The 19438-nt window shown below is 71.3% G+C and carries 15 protein-coding genes, 1 tRNA gene and 1 other RNA gene; 5 read left to right on the top strand and 12 right to left on the bottom strand.

The window, feature by feature from the left end; genetic code table 11:
- Window positions 1–8: 8 nt before the first annotated feature.
- The 11 genes from ABZZ04_RS01730 to ABZZ04_RS01780 form a co-directional block, all read right to left on the bottom strand.
- Window positions 9–1178: a mannosyltransferase family protein gene (locus ABZZ04_RS01730; RefSeq protein ID WP_356930256.1), complete on the bottom strand. Its 1170-nt coding sequence runs from the start codon at window positions 1176–1178 to the stop codon at window positions 9–11.
- Window positions 1179–1306: 128 nt separating this feature from the next.
- A complete protein-coding gene (locus ABZZ04_RS01735) occupies window positions 1307–1744 on the bottom strand; it encodes a hypothetical protein (protein ID WP_356930182.1) in 438 nt (145 codons plus the stop codon).
- Window positions 1737–2234, bottom strand: a complete 498-nt coding sequence (locus tag ABZZ04_RS01740) for a SigE family RNA polymerase sigma factor (RefSeq protein WP_356930183.1) — start codon at window positions 2232–2234, stop codon at window positions 1737–1739. The genes ABZZ04_RS01735 and ABZZ04_RS01740 overlap by 8 nt, the downstream gene beginning before the upstream one ends.
- A gap of 437 nt (window positions 2235–2671) precedes the next feature.
- A complete protein-coding gene (locus ABZZ04_RS01745) occupies window positions 2672–3556 on the bottom strand; it encodes a hypothetical protein (RefSeq protein ID WP_356930184.1) in 885 nt (294 codons plus the stop codon).
- Window positions 3553–5661, bottom strand: a complete 2109-nt coding sequence (locus tag ABZZ04_RS01750) for a hypothetical protein (RefSeq protein WP_356930185.1) — start codon at window positions 5659–5661, stop codon at window positions 3553–3555. Before ABZZ04_RS01750 ends, ABZZ04_RS01745 begins: the two co-directional genes overlap by 4 nt.
- Entirely contained in the window at window positions 5658–6599 is a 942-nt protein-coding gene (locus tag ABZZ04_RS01755) for a hypothetical protein (RefSeq protein WP_356930186.1), read from the bottom strand. The genes ABZZ04_RS01750 and ABZZ04_RS01755 overlap by 4 nt, the downstream gene beginning before the upstream one ends.
- Window positions 6600–6844: 245 nt before the next feature.
- Entirely contained in the window at window positions 6845–7504 is a 660-nt protein-coding gene (locus ABZZ04_RS01760; protein WP_356930187.1) for a Crp/Fnr family transcriptional regulator, read from the bottom strand.
- A 236-nt stretch (window positions 7505–7740) separates the two neighbouring features.
- Window positions 7741–8613 carry a hypothetical protein gene (locus ABZZ04_RS01765; RefSeq protein WP_356930188.1) on the bottom strand — a complete coding sequence of 291 codons (873 nt, stop codon included), beginning with the start codon at window positions 8611–8613 and terminating at the stop codon, window positions 7741–7743.
- A 323-nt stretch (window positions 8614–8936) separates the two neighbouring features.
- Complete coding sequence (locus ABZZ04_RS01770; RefSeq protein WP_329231000.1) at window positions 8937–9359, bottom strand: PIN domain nuclease; 423 nt, start codon at window positions 9357–9359, stop codon at window positions 8937–8939.
- On the bottom strand, window positions 9356–9571 hold the full coding sequence (locus ABZZ04_RS01775; RefSeq protein WP_329231001.1) for a type II toxin-antitoxin system VapB family antitoxin: 216 nt from the start codon (window positions 9569–9571) through the stop codon (window positions 9356–9358). The genes ABZZ04_RS01770 and ABZZ04_RS01775 overlap by 4 nt, the downstream gene beginning before the upstream one ends.
- A 630-nt stretch (window positions 9572–10201) precedes the next feature.
- Window positions 10202–11161 (bottom strand): hypothetical protein, encoded by a 960-nt coding sequence (locus tag ABZZ04_RS01780; RefSeq protein ID WP_356930189.1) that lies wholly within the window; start codon window positions 11159–11161, stop codon window positions 10202–10204.
- A gap of 591 nt (window positions 11162–11752) precedes the next feature.
- On the opposite strand from ABZZ04_RS01780, the gene ABZZ04_RS01785 reads away from it, so the two are divergent.
- Entirely contained in the window at window positions 11753–11896 is a 144-nt protein-coding gene (locus tag ABZZ04_RS01785; RefSeq protein ID WP_356930190.1) for a hypothetical protein, read from the top strand.
- A gap of 893 nt (window positions 11897–12789) precedes the next feature.
- Here the strand turns inward: ABZZ04_RS01785 and ABZZ04_RS01790 are convergent.
- Window positions 12790–12877, bottom strand: a tRNA-Ser gene (locus tag ABZZ04_RS01790).
- A gap of 141 nt (window positions 12878–13018) precedes the next feature.
- Between ABZZ04_RS01790 and ffs the strand changes: the two genes are divergently transcribed.
- From ffs to ABZZ04_RS01810, 4 genes are all read left to right on the top strand, one after another.
- An RNA gene (ffs, locus tag ABZZ04_RS01795) (signal recognition particle sRNA small type) lies at window positions 13019–13115 on the top strand.
- Window positions 13116–13264: 149 nt separating this feature from the next.
- Window positions 13265–15475, top strand: a complete 2211-nt coding sequence (locus tag ABZZ04_RS01800; RefSeq protein WP_356930191.1) for a DNA polymerase III subunit gamma and tau — start codon at window positions 13265–13267, stop codon at window positions 15473–15475.
- 204 nt (window positions 15476–15679) lie between these two features.
- Window positions 15680–16930, top strand: coding sequence for a phosphoribosylamine--glycine ligase (gene purD, locus ABZZ04_RS01805; protein ID WP_356930192.1), 1251 nt, complete (start codon window positions 15680–15682; stop codon window positions 16928–16930).
- 438 nt (window positions 16931–17368) lie between these two features.
- Window positions 17369–19246 (top strand): hypothetical protein, encoded by a 1878-nt coding sequence (locus ABZZ04_RS01810; RefSeq protein WP_356930193.1) that lies wholly within the window; start codon window positions 17369–17371, stop codon window positions 19244–19246.
- Window positions 19247–19438: the final 192 nt, after the last annotated feature.

The raw sequence follows: 19438 nt of genomic DNA on the forward strand, positions 1-19438 counted from the left end.
CGCACGGTTCAGCCGGCCCACCGTCCGGAGAGGAAGGTGACGGCGAAGACCGTCATCAGGGGGGCCACGACGGCGAGATAGGCGGTCCTGACGCGCGGACTGCGCAGGCTCCAGGCGGCGAGCCCGGTCCACATGGGCCACCACAGCAGGGTCGCGCGGGGTATGGAGGTGTACCAGTAGGACGTGCCCAGCGCCCACAGGCTGACCGCGATGTACGCCGCCTCCGCCCAGCGTCGTTGCCGCAGCAGCACCCCGCACAGCACCAGGCCGATGAGCATGGTGAGGAGTTCGGCCTGGGACATCAGGGCGTATCCGGTGGACTGGGAGTGGCCGAAGGCGGCGTGCCAGGTGTTCTTCCACGCCTCCCAGGGGGCGTGGAAGTCGCGGTACCAGCCGCGTTCCTCGGCGTGCTTCCAGGCCATCCAGTCACCGGTGTGCACCTGGAGGTACCAGCTGTGGAGCAGGGGCGGCAGGGCGGGCAGCGCCAGCCAGGGCAGGCGGCGCCAGTGGGCGGGGGTGCGGGCGGTCACCAGGAAGTGGACCACCAGGGCCCCGGCGAGGAAGAGCCCGCTGACCCGGACCGTGGTGGCCAGGCACGCGAGGACTGCCGCCAGCGGCCAGTTGAGCCGCTGGGCGGCCAGCCACGCGGGCAGGGCGAACGCGAGGAAGAGCGCCTCGGTGTACCCGGCGGCGAGGAAGACCGCGCACGGGGAGAGCAGGAAGAACAGCACCGCCCGCGGCCCCGCCCCCTCCTGCGGCAGGTGCAGCCGGGCGATCCGTGCCAGGGCCAGTACGGCGACGCCCCCGGCGACGAACGAGATCAGCGCGCCGGAGGCCGACCAGCTCGGGACGACGGTGCGGACGGCCCGCAGCAGGAACGGGAAGCCGGGGAAGAACGCCTCCCTGTTGTCCCAGTCCGGCGTCCAGGGACCGGTCCCGTCCGGGAAGTAGCCGGACTGGGCTATGTGCAGGTAGTGCCACCAGTCCCACTGCTGCCACGAGGAGAAGAACGAACCGGCGTGGCGGGCCTTCCCGTCGTCGGGGAACAGCCACCGGGTGCAGTACGCGACGGTCCAGATGCCCACCCGGGTCAGCAGGTACAGCCACAGCACCTCGCGATCGGCGGCCCCGATCCGCAACACCGGCAACCGCGACCGCAGTTGTGATCGCGGCGGCAACGGCACGGACGACGGGCGCTCGCGCCGCCGTTGCGGGGTCAGAAGGCTCACAGCACATCTCCTGGGTGGTTCTCACGCGTGCCGGACGGCCCGGACGGCCCGGCGGACCGTCCGGCAAGGACTCGGGATCAGGACGGCGGCGGCAGGGTGGCGCTCCGGGTGGGGGAGGCCGGCGTTTCCGACAGGGTCCGGGTGGGCGTGCCCGGCGCGTTCGACGGGTTCCCACCGGAGGAGGGCGTGTACGACGGCGGCAGGGTGGTCTGCGGCGAGGTGGGCGAGGACGTCGAGGGCGAGGGCTTCGTGGGGGAGGGCGAGGGCGAGGGAACGGGGGACGGGGTGGTGGCCGGCACGGTGGTGCCCGGACTGTCGGGCAGCAGCGAGGCCACGGCCGCGCCCGCACCGGAGAAGACCAGACAGGCCCCCACGGCCAGCGCGACCATCCGGCGCCGGTGAGCACGCGCGCCGCGCTCGGTGATGTACGACGCCGGAGCGGAACGGGCACGGGCCTGCCCGGTGGCCGCGGCCTCCTTGAACAGGGACCTCAGCGGGTCCTGGGACTCAGGCACGGGGCCCCTCCTCGGTGCGCGGATCCTGCAGACGGTGCGAGAGCGTGGCCCGGCCCCGGGCCAGATGCGTCTTGACGGTGCTGGCCGACAGACCGGTCTCGGCGGCGATCTGTTCGATGGTCAGATCACAGACGTAGTGCAGGGCCAACGTGCGGCGCTGCTTGGGCGGCAGCCCCCGCAACGCCTCCACCAGGGCCACCGACTCCGTGCCGGGAGCCTCCGCGTGCGGCGGCACACCACTGCGCCGCCAGGCGTCCGCGGCCCGCCGCCGCCCCCGCCACCGGCTCACCGCCAGCCGCCACGCGACCGTGCGGATCCACGCCTCGGGCTGCCCGTCACGATCGAGCTGACGCCGCCGGCTCCACCCCTTGACGAAGGCCTCCTGCACCACGTCCTGCGCCTCGTGCTGGTCGCCGAGCATCACAAACAACTGCCCGGTCAGCCGGGCAGCCGTCTGCGCGTAGAACTCTTCGAACTCCTCGACGGTCAACAAACAACTCCTGGCTCTCCTCGGTCTCACCCGGAATACGCCCGGCACCCCTCATCCGGACGACACGAAACCCGAAGAACCCACAGTGACCCCGCTCACACCCCCACCAAACCCACCACACCCCACCACCCCCACAACCCGACCACCCGGCCGAACCTCCGCCGGACCCCCCGGACCCCCCGGACCCCCCGGACCCCCCGGACCCCCCGGACCCCCCGGACCCCCCGGACCCCCCGGACCCCCCGGACCCCCCGGATCCGAAGGGCCCCGGTCGAACCGATGGGCACGACACGATTCGGCCGCTCCGCGAGCCGGAGCGGCCGAACAGATGGAGCACGTGGATCCCACGCGGTACCTGGAGCACTCGGGGCACTCGCGGCACCGGCGGTACCCGGGTCACTCACGGCACCCGGTGTGCCGGAACACCCGATGGTCCCTCAGCCCTCCGCCGCATCGGGGTGGCCGAGTCCGCGCAGGATCTCGTCGCCCTGCGGGACACCCACGTCGCTCAGGACGCGCGCCAGGTTCACGCCGACGAAGCCCCGGTCCTCCGGCGTCAGCGACTGGAGCGTCGCCGCGAGGGTCCGCTCCCAGCCGTCCCGTTCGGAGAGGAGGTTGCGATGGGTCACCGTCCAGTCGAGGACCTCCCTCGCCTGCTCCGGATGGTGCAGGAGCCAGAGGGCCGCAAGTCCGACGGGACCGCCCGCGACGACCTCCCGGTAGAAGCGGTAGGCCTCGCGGTGGGCTTCCCCGAAACCTGGCGGAAGCGTCGGTTCCGCACCGGTGCCGGGGGTGGGCCGGAGCGCGGCAGGCGGGTCCAGGAACCAGTACGTGAGGCCGGTCCCGTCGATGACCCGCGACCGGCCGGGAGGCTCCACCTCGGTCGTACCGAAGTGGGGCGGCGGCTCCCGCAACGGATCGGGGGTGCCGGGCAGCGTGGCGTTCTCGTGGATGTGGCCGACGACCAGTTCCCGGGCCCGTTCCTCGGTGAGCTGCTTCTGCGCCACGACGACCGGGTTGCTGACCTTCCAGACGACCCCGTAACGGGCCGGCGGTTTCGGCGGCCGGCGGGGGATGTCGACCGAGATCCGCCGCTCCGTGAGCGAGACCCACGAGATCTCGAAGTAGGCGTCCTCCCGGATCCTGCGCCGCGTGGGCACCGGATAGCCCCAGTAGTCGCCGTGACCGGGCGGTACCAGCGCGTCGTTCCCGTCGTCCGCGAGGAACACCAGGGCCCGGTCCTCCGGGGCGCCGAACCAGGAGAGCCGGAACAACTGCCAGGACGCCGAGGAATCCAGGGGCGAGACGAGCGGGCCGGTCATGAGGCGGGCCTTTCTGCCGGGGAAGCCGCGCGGTCACGATGGCGGCGCAGGACGAAACGCAGGACGCCGCGGTGCTCCCGGGCCGTCGCGGCGAGCGCGGCGAGGAGGTGCGGGAAGGCGGTCCGCCGTCGCAGCTCCGGGTCGTTCTCGATCGTGGACAGGCCCGTTGCCGCGGCCTCGTGGGTCTCGGGGGCGTCCAGGGCCGCGACCACCAGGCCGCGGGCCCGTTCGGGGTGGGCCACGAGCAGATCGGCGAGACGCACGCGCCGCACCGCCGGGGCGCCGGGCTGCGGAAAGGCCGTCAGACTCATCGACGTGACGGCGTGGACGGCCAGGTCGTGGCGCCAGGTACCCCGGTCCGCCGCCTGCCACTCCCGCAGCAGGTCGAGAACGGCGGCGTGGTTGGTGTCCTCGGAGAGCAGGGCGCTGAGGGCGAAGGACACCGCGGTGCGCAACGGGCTCCCCAGCTTCTCGCCCGCCCGTCCGTCGAGCACGGAATCCAGGAGCTTCAGGGCGGCGGCCGGGCGGGCCAGGCCGTAGCTGCCCGCGCAGGTCTCGGCCACGGTGCAGCGGAGGGGGACGGGCGCGGCGGCCCGGCTCCAGTACCGCAACTGCTCCCGCACCGCCCCGGTGAGGGCGGGGTGCTGGACCATCTCCCCGAGCGCGTAGGCCACCAGACGGCGGCGCCAGCGCTTGTCCGACTCGGCGAAGGGGAGCAGCTGGCGCAGCGTGTCCGGGCCGGTCGCGTGGGCCAGCACCTTTCCGATCGCCTCGCCCGCCGCCAGTTCGATGCCGGTGTGGTGGGGAACCTCGTTCAGGCTTCTCCACAACAGCTCCGCCACGCCCTCGTAGTCCAGCCACAGGGACCGGAGCAGGGTCTCCGACCGGTGCCGGCCGAAGAAGGCGACCGGCTGGACCGGATAGCGCTGCGCCGCTCCGTAGCGGGGCGGCAGCAGGCGCGCACCGACGGCTGACAGCCGTTCCTCGAAGGCCGGGCCGAGCACGTCGTGCCGGGCCGACGGATCCCCGGACGGTCCGCGGGCACCACCGTTCCCCGGCACCCCGGCCGTGACCGGGGCCGGGCCGTCGCGGCCGTCGAGGTGGGAGCGCAGGATGGCGCCGAACCGTTCGACGACCGTGCGGTCCTGTCCGGGCAGCAGTGAGACCGCCGCCATCAGCGAGATCCGGTCGGCCCGGTCGCGGGCTTCCGTGAGTGCCGCGCGGGCCGCGGCGGGGCTGCCGGTCCGCAGGTCGTCGAGGACGGACGCGACGGGCTTCTCCGCACCGGCCTCCGCCACGATGAAGTCGCGCAACCCCTCCGCCACCGCGACACCGTCACCCGGCATCGGGTGGGCGTCCAGGTAGTCGGTGAAGTCCGGCGCGGCGAGATGGCGCAGCGCCTCGGCCTCCTGTCCGGCGGTGAGTTCCCCCGCCTCGACCATGGTGCCCAAACGCTTCACGGCCACATCGGCCGGTGGCGGCGGTCGGTGCGCGACCTGCCGGGGCAGCGTGCCGCCGGGCAGCGGCGTCTCCGTGCGCACGGTGATGACCAGGTGGGCGCCCGAGTGGCGCAGCAGCGAGGCCAGTTCGGCGAGCGCGACCCCGCCGAGCGAGGCGGCGGCCTTCGGGGAGAGCCCCTGGAGCAGATAGCCGCGCCGCTCCTTGGGGCGCCACCGCGACAGGTCGTCGGGCGAGTCCAGACCGGTGATGCCGCCGGTTCCGTACCGCTCCGCCAGCAGCGCGAACGCGGCCGTGCCCGCCCCCGAACCGCCCTCGGCCCGCAGCACCAGGACGTGCCCGTCCAGTACCTTCCGGCACTGCGCGTGGGTGGGCGGCTCGACGAATCCGCGCAGCCGCTCCTCGACGTCATCAGCGGGGTAGGGACCTTCCCGCAGACGGGGCTTGACGATGCGTTCGCTGATGTCCTCGTCGAACGGGGCACCGATGAACACGTTGCCCGCGATCCCGCCCATGACCGCTACGCCCCCCTCCACCCGCTGCTGGTTGCCGCGGTAGGAGTCGCCGGGGCCCGGGCCGGGCCCGCCTTCGGGATTGTCGGGATTCCCGTCGTCCGGGCCGGGCGGGGTGCCCGCGTCGGCACTCACCGCGAGCCCCCGGTGTCGCCGGTCCGCTTGTCGCCGGCCACGTTGTCGCCGCTGCCCCAGTGCTGGTTGGTGCCGTGGTACGTGCTGGAACCGCCGGTGTACGTGATGCCCCCTTCGACGTTCCCCATCACGGCGGCGCCCTCGCGCACATGCTGCGTGTTCCCGCTGTAATGCGTGCCGGACCGGCCCGCCCGTTCCCGGTCCGACCCCGGTCCGTCCGGCGTGCCGGGCTGCGGGGCGGACTCCTCGCGCGGCCGCACACCGGCCTGCACGAGATTTCCGGACGGCGACGGGACGTACAGCCACGCCCGCTGGGCGAAGTCCTTCCCGTCCACGGTCGCGGGGACCTCCACACAGCGGTCGGGATGCAGCCCGGTGTACCCGCCGAGCACGACGTCCTCGTGGACGCGCTGCGAGATGATCGCCGCCAGGTGGGTCACCTGCTCGCTCGCCGCGGTCAGGATGGCCTTGACCGGGCGGGAGTCCAGCAGCCGGTGGGTGTCGTTCCGGGCGGTGCCGTTGCCGTCGGCGTCCGGCAGCGGCCCGAGATGGACGCTGGCCCGCAGCCGGATGCGGGGCCCCACGCTCTGCTTGTTGTACGAGCCGAGGACGTCGTCCAGCACGTCCAGGAAGGGCCAGAGGACGAAGGGCAGCAGCGCCGGTTCGAAACCGAACACCACACCGTCCCCGGTGTTGGCCGGAAAGCGCTTGGAGTCGCGCAGCGCGTGGAGCCCGGCCTGCCCCAGCGCCTGGTCGACGAGCTCGGGGATCAACCGGCTCACCGGACCGTGCTGCACGGCGGGCAGACCGGTGAAGTCCTTCGCGTCGACGGCGAACAGGGCACGGTAGGGCGGAAGCGGGCGGCTCTCGCTGTACGGAGCGGGTACGGGCGCGGCCGTGTGCGTCTCGGTGTACGGGCCGGGCGCGGGCGTGGACATGCGGGATCTCCTCGTGGGCGGCGGAACGGTGGACGAGGCCGGCGACCGGCCGATTCGAGGTTCCGCCGGTTCCGGTTGCCCGACTGCACAGCACAGGGCACACGAGGGGTGTCCCACGTCACAGTCCGGGCGGGCGGGCCCGGACGGTGTCCGACGAATCCAGGAACGACAGGGGGACAACGGGGAGGAGCGGGGACGCCGAGCGGCCCCGTCGATCCCGCCCGGCATGATCCAAACGAGAGGCCCTAGGAGGGGGCGGCCCCCGGGGCGGCCGTCGCCCAGTCGCGCAGCACGCGCATGTCCTTGATGACGATCACCCTGCGGGCCGTCTCCACCGCGCCGGACTCCCGCAGCCGTTGCAGTCCGGTGATGACCGCGTTGCGGGTCACCCCGGTGGCCTGGGCGATCTCCTCCTGGCTCAGACCGGTCAGCCGTACGGGGTCCGGCCGGGCACCGGGAGCGGTGAGCTCGGTCAGCCGCAGGATCGTCCGTGCCAGCCGGACGACCAGCGGCAGGGTCAGCAACTCGGTGCGGTGCGCGTCGGACTCCCGCATCCGGGAGAGCGCCTGGCGCATCAGGTCCATGACCAGCCCGTGCTGTTCGATGTACCGGCGAAACCGATCCGCCTCCAGCACGACGGCCGTGCAGGGGGTGAGCGCGACCACCTCCGCCGTCCGCCGGGTGCCGTGGAAGACGGACACCTCGCCCAGCAGGTCACCAGGTCCCCGGAAGGCCAGCCAGGTCACGACGCCGTCCGGTTCCCGGCACACGACCTTGGCGAGGCCGTCGGTGAGGGCGAGCAGATGCGTTCCCGGGGAGCCCTGCCTCAGCATCACGCTGCGTTCGCGGAACGTGCGGATCGCTCCCTGGCCCCGCAGTTCGCGCCATGCTTCGCCCGACAGCACCCGTCGCCTTCCCCATGCACCCCGTACGCGGCCCTGCTCGGTCCCGTGCGGGACCTCCTGAGCCCTGCCCACATCCACGGATTTGTACGCCGCCCCGCCCGCCTCCCGCCGACCGTCGTACGACCTTGTCCGAGAACCGCTCCCGCGCCCGTTCCCGCCGCACGGCGTCGGCGACGGGACCGAGGTCCGGCCCGGTGCTTCGCCCCGGACCCGGCCTCAGGTCTGTCGGAGAGGATTCACCAGGGGAGCGGGTCGGGGCGCCGGTGCCACCACCAGCCGCGGGTCCGGGGCGCCGCACCGCCCGGCCTCGACGGTCGGGGGAGTCCGTCGATCCAGTCGTCGTCCTGGACCGTGAGTTCGAGGAACCGCACGTCCAGCGGCTCCACGGCCGACTCCAGCAGTTCGACGACTCGGGGGGTGAGCTGTCGCCGGATCGTTTCCAGTTCGTCTCGTGCTTCGAGGCGCTCCAGGTAGAGATCTGCGGGGTACCAGTTGGCCGGGGCCCACCGGTCGGTCATCGTGCGGACCAGTTGTTCCCAGGCGGCCAACCGGGTTCGGGCCATCCAGTGCGGCGTGCCCGGTTCCTCGGCCCGGTTGCTGTCGAGGGCCTGCAGGAGACCGGTGAAACGGTCGCTGACCGGAGTCGCCGTCCGTTGCTCACGCACGATCTCCGGCAGGCGGGTGACCGGAGTGCGCGGGAGCCGCGCCACGGGCGCTTCGACCGCGTCGATCGTGTACGCGGGCTCCTCGTCGTCGGAGACGAGCAGACGCGCCCTGGTGACCGTGCCGTCATCCGCTGCGAGCCAGTAGGCGCTGGGCAGGGCTTCTTCGGCCGGGTAGAGGACCACGGTGCGCGCCACACGCGCGAAGTCCACGGCGAGACCGGCTTCGTCCGGGTACGGTCCGACGCCGTCCCGGGTATGGACGTCCAGCAGGACCTCCAGGTCGCCCCGGACCGTCGCCTTCTCGCACAGCACCGGCGCGTCCCAGTTCCGCAGGGCCTGGTCGGTGTGTTCGTCGGCCATGTCGACATCGCGGACGGAGATGCCGAAACAGCGGGCGATCGCCTCGGCCACTGCTCCGTTGCTGAGCGGCCCTGTGATGAGCAAGCTGTGGATCATGCCGACCGTGCTTCTCCGTCAGGGCGTCGTCGTACGCGTCACCGACGCAGCCGGTCGATGCGGCGACACCGGTCGAGTCCAGACCCACGAAAGAAGGGTCCGGGCTACATAGTCGCAGCCCGGACCCTTTCCGGCGGAGGATACGAGATTCGAACTCGTGAGGGGTTGCCCCCAACACGCTTTCCAAGTCTTCGCTCGGCCGTTCGGCAACAGTCGCGGGCGTCTGGACCTGTGGCGGAGCCGACGGCTACAGGCTCGGTGAACTGTGTGAACACCTGCGAATGAGACCGGAACTGAGACCAGGAGCTCGTTCATTTACCGGACACCGGGCCGTACCACTGCATGGCTTGACCGGTGATTGCGGCGATACATTCGAAGTCGTGGTCGCGGTGCAGAAGGGTCAGCCCCTGGAGTTCCGCTGTGGCGGCGACGACGAGGTCAACAGCTCCAGCACTGCGGTGCTGACCGCGTTGGGTCAGCAGCTCCTGAACCCGCCAGGCGCGGTCGTACGCGCGGTCATCGACGGGTACCCAGCCGAACAGCAGCCGCATGTCCTCGATGCCGCGCGCACGGTCCGCGGCGGAGCGGGCGCTGTAGAAGAACTCCAGCTCGGTAACAGGGCAGGTCGCGATGAGTCCTGCTGTAGCGGCCTGATCCCATCCGTACTGTTCGGCGTCGTCGCGGAAGAATCGAGCGAGCGCACTTGTGTCGATCAGGAACTGTGCCGCGCTCACCGGCGGTAGTCCCTTTTCTCCTCGAAGGCATTCAGATCGAACGCGCCCTCGCCCGCTGCGGCCCGCAGCCGAGTGAGAGCGAGAGCCCGTCGGCGGTTGTCGAGCACCTCGCGCAGAGCAGTGTTGACCGTCTCCTTCTTGGTGCCGGTCCCCAGGGCCTGAGCTACGTCGGCCAGCAGCTCGTCGTCGAGATCGATCACTGTGCGACTCATCGATGACCTCCTGATATATCAACTATGGCATCGAGTGTATCGCAGGTGAGGTATCGCTGTGTGATGTCAGGTCGAGGGTGCCTCCGGGCTGAGTGATGGCCGATCTATGTTGAAGGGCTTCACAAGATGAGTCATAAATGTGAGGTGGGGGAGACGCGATTCGTGGCTGTTGCGTGGGCTCGTATTACGGACGTCCTGAACGGTGGCGATGCGGTTCGCTCGGCCGTTTGAGGGCTGTGCTGGACCAGGATGAACGCAACCGAAGCTGCAACCGGTCGTGGTATTCCTGCCACGAGCCCCCGGCAGTGCGGCGAGGCTGCCTCAAGCCTGTCATTCCGCCGCTTGCCGGAACTGGTCGCGCCAGCCGAACGCAGGCCGTGCGTGACCAGTTCCGAGCACCGCGTCAGAGCCCGACCGCCAAACCTTGACGCTCACCTCATATCTCGGCTGCCAGGAGGCCGACGACTTCGTATCACCAGCACGTGGCAATGCTGCCGATGCCGCGCGACTCCGCCTCGGCGTCGAGGGGCCTGCTCTCGCGCTTGCTGCCGAAGTCGGTCGGGCTCGGCGCCTTGTCCCTCGCGACTGGATGCGCTTGCTCCGGCAAGGGAGGCTTGGCCCGTTCTCTTCTTACCCGATCAACCTTGTGTCGTCACTTCCGAGCCATTTTTCACTGATGTTGATGGCCGGCTGATTGACTTCCGGGTAACGATCTGGAGGGTATTCCTGCTGAATCTCCTTGCCGGTTCGTCGATCCTTGATGATCTTTACGCCAGCCACCTTCATCTTTTTCAGGGTGCCAATAGATTCACCCGATACGAGGGCGTTGAACGCTTTGATGGCCTGAGCTGACTGCTGAACGCTATCCCTGCTCACGACCCCGCGGTTCACATTGATCATGGTGTTCGTGTAAATGGAGCGTGGATCTCGCCCGACAAATTCGCGGCTGGTCTCACCGATGCCGTCGAAGAACAGGTCGGCGATACTCTCAGGCCATACTTCTGTAATGATCGTGCGCGCGACAATCAATCCTGTTGCGCTGGAGTGACATTGCTTTCCCTTGCTGACCAGGCGGATGATGCGGTCCTCGTCGACTGGCCACCTTGGGACCAAATCCTGTACTTGTTCGGCGGTCAGCCGTCCGCTGGTCCACCTCATCCAGTGCAGGCCCGCAGCGCGGTTTGCGAGGATCTTAAGTGCGGCTGCATAGACGTTGGCGTTGCTCTGCCTCATCTCCGTGATCTGTGCGACGAAGTCGCCGGCTGCACGGACGCGACCTCCGTCAATCGCGGCAAAGGCGTCCGGGCTGAGGTTGTACGTGACCTGGGCAGTCACTGTAACGCCGGTCTCGATAATGGCGGCGGCTCGGTGCTGCCCGTCAATGAGGCAGCCATGCGAGTCTAGAGCGAAGCCTTGGTGGGTAGTGCGAAACTGCTTATTTCGCAGAATGCTCTTAAACTTGTCCACATTGGAGCGCTTCAAGGGGACGCGGTTGCATGTCCTCTTTTTCATCCAGAGCACACACTTGTCGGGTGTAACTTCGGTGATCTCGGTGTATGCGCGCGGATTCTCGCTGTCTTCCTCGGTCACGTTCTGCCCTCTCCTCGCTTTGTTTCGATGTCTCAGGGGTCGAGGGTGGCGCGCCTGCGCGTCTCGATCACTCGCTAGAGATGCTAGGTCGGAGAGTCTTCGGGTTGCATACGTTGTTGCATTGCAGACTTAATTGACTAATTAATTGGATATCGAGAACGATGTTGATCGTTTTTGACTATTTTGCGCGATGGTTTGAGTTCTAGGATGGGGTGCTACCCAGCAGCCGCCTGCACGTGACCTGGCTCCTCTGCGCCGTTCGCTCTGAATGCATGTGCGTGTTCGCAGCTGAGGACATGCGCGGCCAGCACCTGACGACGACTAGAGCCGCGGAACCCGCCGTATGCGTGATGGTGCTGAGTTCTCCACTCAGGCCGGAGTTCCGGGCTCTTGAGGCGGCATTCCAGGTATGCCACTACCTGGGCGTCAGCAGTTTCCTCACGTCGTCATGACCCATCCCTAGCCCGTGCTCAGCGTCTCACTGGTCAGCTTGGCAGCCGAGCGGCTGCGCACGGTGGTCCCGCATTTCCTCCATCCCGCAGCGAGGTGCTCCGAGCCTTCGCGACCGCAGCGTTCACGACTGCCTGACCGATGTGCTTCACCCGCTCCAGCAAGTACTACCTGTTCTGGTTCGCCGGGATGACGGTGCACGACCCGTTCGCGGTGTACGACGTGGTCGACGCACCGAAGGAGAGGTTCGGCGGCGAAGCGGGAGTATGGGCGGGGAGCAACTGATTCTTCACAGCCGGTGCAGTTGCCAGGGAGGAGCAGGCTGGATACTGACATCCGCCCGCGCGGTTGAGCGGTCAGGCTTCTCACCTGGCTCCGCGTTCTCCGTCCCGACGCCAGAGACGCCGGTCAGGACCTGGTTGTGAGCCAAGCCGACAGTATTCACACCTGAAGTGTGCCAAGGCGATCAGCAACGCTGCGAGATTGTTGGACTGCCCTGGTCTGACGTCGACCTCGGCAACGAGTGTCTAATAACTGCGCCGGAGTCGTCTGCTCCCCAGGTACAAGCAGGGTGTGCGGATGTCTCACCGTGCGGCCGGGCGGGAACGGGGTGTTGCCCGGACAAGGTGCAGGTCCAGCGTGAGACCAGGAATACCAAGTCACGTTTCGAGCGGGCCGCCGCACCCGTGCCCCCTGCCGGGCGGCGCTGGTCGCCATGCTCAATGCCCACCGCGAGACGACAAGAGCGCGAACGCAAGGCGGCCTGCGACCTGTGGGCCGAGTCGGACTACGTGTTCACCAAGCCGCGCGGTGGCTTGCTGAGCCCGAACACGGACTATCACGACTAGAAGCGGCTGCTCGAAGCCACGAAGGCGCGGGACGGCCGGCTGCGCGCTGCCCGGCACCCGGCCGCCACCATTCTCATGCTGCTTGGTGTCCCAGCCCGCGTCACCGACCAGATCATGGGGTGGGAACCGGGAACGTCCGCGAGCATGCGGGCGCGGACCTGCGTGTCGGACGCCATGCTCGAGGACGTGGCCCGGGATACCGCCGTAGCCAGCTGAGGAACCCCGGACACACACCCTGTGGACAAAACCCAGCACAACGATGACTCAGAACCGTCGAAGGGCCCCACCGCAAGCGGTGGGGCCCTTCGATGTATTGCCCGGTGAGAGCAATGGCGGAGGATACGAGATTCGAACTCGTGAGGGGTTGCCCCCAACACGCTTTCCAAGCGTGCGCCCTAGGCCACTAGGCGAATCCTCCGCCGCAAACAATACAAGACGTTGAGGGGTGCTTGCGAACCTGTTCCCCTCAAGATCGTTCCGAGGGGCTTCCGGGGGCTCCCGGACGGTCGGGGAGGGCGGGGAGGTGGACCGGTGGGGGTGGGGATCGGTTAAGGTGGGCGTCAGCCCCTCACGTGGCGCTATCTGACTGAACTCCCCCAGGGCCGGAAGGCAGCAAGGGTAGGTCGGCTCTGGCGGGTGCGTGGGGGGCCCTTGTGTTTCCGGGGCGGTGTTCCCGCGGCCGGTCCGGGGCGCGGGGTGGCTTCGGCCGGTCCGGGGCGCGGGGTGGCTTCGGCCGGTCCGGGGCGCGGGGTGGCTTCGGCCGGTCCGGGGCCGGTTGTCAGTCGGCCCGGATAACCTCGTATGTGTGTCGTCCCTTGCGCTGTACCGCCGCTATCGCCCCGAGTCGTTCGCCGAGGTCATCGGGCAGGAGCATGTCACCGACCCGCTGCAGCAGGCCCTGCGGAACAACCGGGTCAATCACGCGTACCTGTTCAGCGGTCCGCGCGGGTGCGGCAAGACGACCAGTGCACGCATCCTGGCCCGCTGCCTGAACTGCGAGCAGGGGCCGACCCCCACGCCGTGCGGGGAGTGCCAGTCCTGCCGGGACCTCTCGCGCAACGGGCCGGGGTCGATCGACGTCATCGAGATCGACGCCGCGTCGCACGGTGGCGTGGACGACGCCCGTGATCTGCGGGAGAAGGCGTTCTTCGGGCCGGCCTCCAGCCGTTACAAGATCTACATCATCGACGAGGCGCACATGGTCACCTCGGCGGGGTTCAACGCCCTGCTGAAGGTGGTCGAGGAGCCGCCGGAGCACCTCAAGTTCATCTTCGCGACCACCGAGCCCGAGAAGGTCATCGGCACCATCCGGTCGCGTACGCACCACTACCCCTTCCGGCTCGTCCCGCCGGGGACGCTGCGCGAGTACCTCGCCGAGGTCTGCGGCAAGGAGGACAGCCCCGTCGAGGACGGCGTGCTGCCGCTGGTCGTGCGGGCCGGTGCCGGGTCCGTGCGTGACTCGATGTCGGTGATGGACCAGTTGCTCGCCGGTGCCGGCGACGACGGTGTGACATATGCCATGGCGACCTCGCTGCTCGGTTACACCGACGGCTCGCTGCTCGACTCGATCGTGGACGCCTTCGCGGCGGGCGACGGGGCCGCGGCGTTCGAGGTCGTGGACCGGGTGATCGAGGGCGGCAACGACCCGCGCCGCTTCGTCGCCGATCTCCTGGAGCGGCTGCGCGACCTGGTGATCCTGGCCGCCGTGCCGGACGCGGGGGAGAAGGGGCTGATCGACGCCCCCGCCGATGTCGTCGAGCGGATGCAGGCCCAGGCGTCCGTCTTCGGCGCCGCGGAGCTGAGCCGCGCCGCCGACCTGGTCAACACGGGGCTCACGGAGATGCGCGGGGCGACCTCGCCGCGGCTCCAGGTCGAGCTGATCTGCGCCCGGGTGATGCTTCCCGCCGCCTTCGACGACGAGCGTTCGCTCCAGGCCCGGCTCGACCGGCTGGAGCGCGGCGCCTCCTTCGCGACCGCGGGTCCGGGCCCCGCCATGGGGTACGTGCCCGGGCCCGAGGCCCTGGCCCACGCGCCGGCCCCCGCCGCCCCGCCCGTGCCGCCCGGCGGTGGGCCCGCCGCCGCGCGTGCCGCGGTACGGGGCGAGGCCCCCGCACCCACCCCCGCACCCGCACCCACACCCACCCCCGCCCCCGCACCTGCCCCCGCTCCGATGGCGCCGCCCGCCGCCGTACCGGCCGCTCCCGCGCAGCCCATGGCCCCGGTCGCCCAGCAGCCTCCGGGCGGGGTCCCGGCTCCCGCGGGCGGTCAGCGCCCCGGGGCCTGGCCCACCGCGGCCGCGCCGGAGTCGGGGCGCCGCCCCGGTGGCTGGCCGACCGCCTCCGCCCCCGGCCAGTCGCCCGCCCCGCAGGCCGCGCCGGTCCCGGCCGCCGTGCCCGCGGCACCGGCGCACGCCGCCGCCGAGCCGAGCCCGGGAATGGCCCAGGGCGCCGCCCAGGTACGGAACATGTGGCCGGACATCCTGGAGGCCGTGAAGAACCGCCGCCGGTTCACCTGGATCCTGCTCAGCCAGAACGCCCAGGTCACCGGCTTCGACGGCAGCACCCTGCAGATCGGCTTCCTCAACGCGGGCGCGCGCGACAACTTCGCGGGCAGCGGCAGCGAGGAGGTGCTGAAGCAGGCACTCGCCGAGCGGTTCAACGCGCAGTGGAAGATCGAGGCGATCGTCGACCCGTCGGGAGGCGCCGGCGCCCCGCCGCAGGTCGGCGGAGGACGTCCCTCCGCCGTCCCGCCGATGGCGCAGCGTCCGGCCCCCGCGCCCCAGCAGAGCTACGAGTCCCGGTCGGCCCCGGCTCCCGCCCCCGCTCCAGCGGCCCCGCCCGCCGCGCAGTCCGCGCCCCAGCCGTACTCCGCCCCCGAGGCGCCGCGCGCGGTCGCCCCCGAGGACGACACCCCCGAGGCCGACGACCCGGATCTCGTCGACTCGGCGCTCTCCGGGCACGAGCTGATCGTTCGTGAACTGGGGGCCACGGTCGTCGAGGAGTTCACCAACGAGTAGGGGCGGGCGGGGCGCGGGAGGACGAGGTCCGAGGCCGACGGCTTGCTACCTGCGGCCTGCGACCTGGGGCCCGCGGTGCCGCCCGGGTGCGGGTCCGGGTGAGCGGCCGGTTCGCCCGGGTCCGGGTGAGCGGCCGGTTCGTCCGGGTGTCCGCGGGGCGGCGCACGTCGAGGGGGCCGCGCCCCGGCGGTTAGGCTGCACCCCGTGAAGGTCCTCGTCATCGGCGGCGGCGCCCGCGAACACGCCCTGTGCCGCTCTCTGTCCCTCGACCCCGACGTCACCGCTCTGTACTGCGCTCCCGGCAACGCCGGCATCGCGGAGGTGGCCGAACTGCACCCGGTCGACGCCCTCGACGGCGACGCCGTCGCGCGCCTCGCCACCGACCTGGGCGCCGGACTGGTGGTCGTCGGCCCGGAGGCGCCGCTCGTCGCCGGGGTCGCCGACGCCGTGCGCGCCGCGGGCATCCCCTGCTTCGGCCCCTCCCGGGAAGCGGCCCGGCTGGAGGGCTCCAAGGCGTTCGCCAAGGACGTGATGGCCGGGGCCGGCGTCCCGACCGCCCGCAGCTACGTCTGCACCACCCCTGCGGAGATCGACACCGCCCTCGACGCCTTCGGCGCCCCGTACGTCGTCAAGGACGACGGGCTCGCCGCGGGCAAGGGCGTCGTCGTCACCGACGACGTCGAGGCGGCCCGCGCCCACGCCCTGGCCTGCGACCGCGTGGTCATCGAGGAGTTCCTCGACGGCCCCGAGGTGAGCCTCTTCGCGATCACGGACGGCACCACCGTGCTGCCGCTCCAGCCCGCGCAGGACTTCAAGCGCGCCCTGGACGGCGACGAGGGCCCGAACACCGGCGGCATGGGTGCGTACTCCCCCCTGCCGTGGGCCGATCCCGAGCTGGTCGACGAGGTCATGGAGACGGTGCTCCAGCCGACCGTCGACGAACTCCGCCGTCGCGGCACCCCGTTCTCCGGACTGCTGTACGCGGGCCTCGCGATCACCTCGCGCGGCGTCCGGGTGATCGAGTTCAACGCCCGTTTCGGCGACCCCGAGACCCAGGTGGTCCTGGCCCGTCTGCAGACCCCGCTGGCCGGTGTCCTGCTGGGCTCCGCCGACGGCACCCTCGACGAACTGCCCCCGCTCACGTGGCGCGACGAGGCCGCCGTCACCGTGGTCATCGCCTCGCACAACTACCCGGGCACGCCGCGCACGGGGGACCCGATCGAGGGGCTCGACGACGTGGCGGCACAGGATGCCCCGTACGCGTACGTCCTGCACGCCGGTACGAAGAAGGACGGCGACGCGATCGTCAGCGCGGGCGGCCGGGTGCTGTCCGTGACCGCGACCGGCAAGGACCTCGCCGAGGCCCGTGAGCGCGCCTACACGGCCGCGGGCCGGATCCGGCTCGACGGTTCGCAGCTCCGCACCGACATCGCCCGCAAGGCCGCGGGAGCCTGAGACCGGCCGCCCGGAGGGCGGCGGGATCCCGATGCGGGGCAGGCCCACCGGCCTGCCCCGCATCGCGTCGTCCCCGCCCGGCCCACCGGCCCACCACTCGTCGGCACATCTCATCGACGCACACACGCGCGCCGTGCCCCGCGCGCAAGGCGCACCGCCCCGCGCCGCACCGACGCACCGCGCACGGCGCCGTGCGTCGCGCCGTCCCGTGCCGGAACGCGCCGATGCCCCAAGGGCGGCGGCGCGTCAGCACCTTTACCCAAAGCCATTCCATCGAGTGACGACTGCGCCATCCGGATGACGCCTGCCGGGGCCCCAACTAGGGTGCGGCGCAAGCATTCCGGCACTTGGCCCACTGGCATTGCGATGTCAGTGACGGGTGTCACAGTGGGGGAGTGAAGAACACCGCCGCGGGGACAGAGGGGGTGACGTCCGGCCATGTCCGGTATCGGTATGAATGAGGAGGCGGGTGCGCCGGGTGCGCGCGCACGAGCTCTTGCCCTGCTGAGGATCCGCGGCTGGGCGACGGCCGCGGCGATCCTGCCGGCGGCGGTGGCCGTGGTCCTGTTCGTGGCGGGTGCCCAGGGTCATGCCGTGGGCGGCGGTTGGGACACGGCCCGCTGGGTCGTGACGGCCTGTGCGGTCGTCGTGCTCCTGCTCGCCGTCGCCGTGGGAACGGCGATCGTACGGGCGAAGCCGGCGGTCAGCCCGACCGTCCCGCTCGCCGAGGAGGCCGCCCCCGACCTCTACCGCCTGGTCAGGGACCTCGCCGACCGGCTGGGGGTTCCAGCGCCCTCCGCGATAGCCCTGACGCCCGACTGCGACAGCTGGCTGGAGGACCGTACGCACCCCTCGGCGCAGTCGGCCGGGGCCACTGCCGCGATTCCTTCCGCGCCGGACTCTACGAGCCCCTCCGTGACCGCGACCGCATCCGCGACAGCGTCGGCGTCGCCCCGTGCCGCCGTCCCGCCCGCCACGGCCTTGGCGAGGCGTCCCGGCCGCCGCCGTCGGGCCCAGGCGGCTCCGGTGCTGGTCATCGGCTCGCCGTTCCTGTGGTGGATGAGAGTCGCGGAGCTGCGGGCGGTGCTCGCCCCGGTCGTCGCGGGCACGGGCCCCTCCGCGCATCCCGACATAGCCGCGGCCCGCCGTTTCGTACGGGGACTGGACGGAGTGGTCGCCGACGCGGCCGTGCCCGTGCCGGGGCCGCTGGCCGGGGTGCGCGGGGTGCCCCGCGCCTTCGTCGGCCGGATCGCCAGGCTGCTGCTGCGCGGCTGTCGCAATCACGCGGCGGAGATGGAGCGGAGCGTTGCCGCCGCCGCGTCGATCCGCGCCCAGGACGTGGACCACGGGCTGCGGATCGTCGCCCAGGAACAGGTCGGCCTCGCCTACGCGGGCTGGGACCGGCTGCTCACCCGTGTCGCGCTGCCCGCCTGGCGGATGGGCCGCTGGCCCTCCCGGCTGGACGCCGGTGTCGTCTCCGCCCTGACCGAGCTCTCCCGGCGGGACCGGCTCGCCGACGGGTTCGCCGCGAGGCTCGGCGAACGTCCGGCCTGTGACCTGCTGGAGGAGCCGGGTGCCGCCGACGAGGCCGCGTCGCTGCTGGCGGCCCGGCTGTTCCACGGCGGCCCCGCCCGGACGGGGGCGGACTGGTCACCGGTCGACTGGCAGCAGTACCCGGAAGAGGTGGTGGACCGGAAGTGGCGCACCGAGGCCGCGCGCCTGCACCGGGTCCTCGACTCGATGGGCGTGCCGGACGCCGCCCTCACCCCCGCTCCTGCCCCCGCCCCCACCGGTTCCGCCGCCCCCGGCGCCGGGGGCCGTCCGCTCCGTACCGACTGCTCCGTCGACGCGGGGGTGCCCACGCTGGCCCGGGTGGTCGGTCACCTGGCCGGCCGGACCGGGAGCGGTGAGGCGCTCGCCGCCGGGATCAGCGCCGCGCTGGCCCGGGAGGAGGCCGCTGCGGCCCGGCAGGCCCCGTCCGGCAGCGCGCCGGGCACCTCCGCGGGGACCGGCCCCGCCCCGGACCCCTGGGGCCCCGACCCCCTCCCGTTCCTTCCGCTCCAGCCGCCCCGTACGGGTACGGAGTTGCTCGCCGACCACGTGGTGGCGATGGTCTGCTGCGCCGCGGTGGACACGGCGGGCGCGGCGCCCGGCCTCGACTGGCTCGACGGCCCCGCCCTGCTCGTCGACGGCGAGCGCCGGGCGGACCTGGGCGGTCCCGTCCTCAGCCTGGTCGAGGACGGGGACGCGGAACCGCTGCGGTCCTGGCTCGCCTCGGTCGGCGTCCGTACCGACAAGCCCGTACGCCTCGTCTGAAACACGGGTCCGTTCCGTCACACCTCAACACCCGGAAGAGTGCGTTCCGTTCACGTCAATTCGCGACGAACGGTGACGGAGTGCATGCGTTATGTGATGTGCTGGGGATCGACGCTGACATTCGACACAGCACTGTCGGCGCACCGATGACGCATGGCCGCGGGTGGCTCGACTGTTGTTGCGGGGGAGCTG

Origin of the sequence: Streptomyces sp. NPDC006435 (assembly GCF_040612315.1) — a bacterium.
GTDB lineage: Bacteria > Actinomycetota > Actinomycetes > Streptomycetales > Streptomycetaceae > Streptomyces.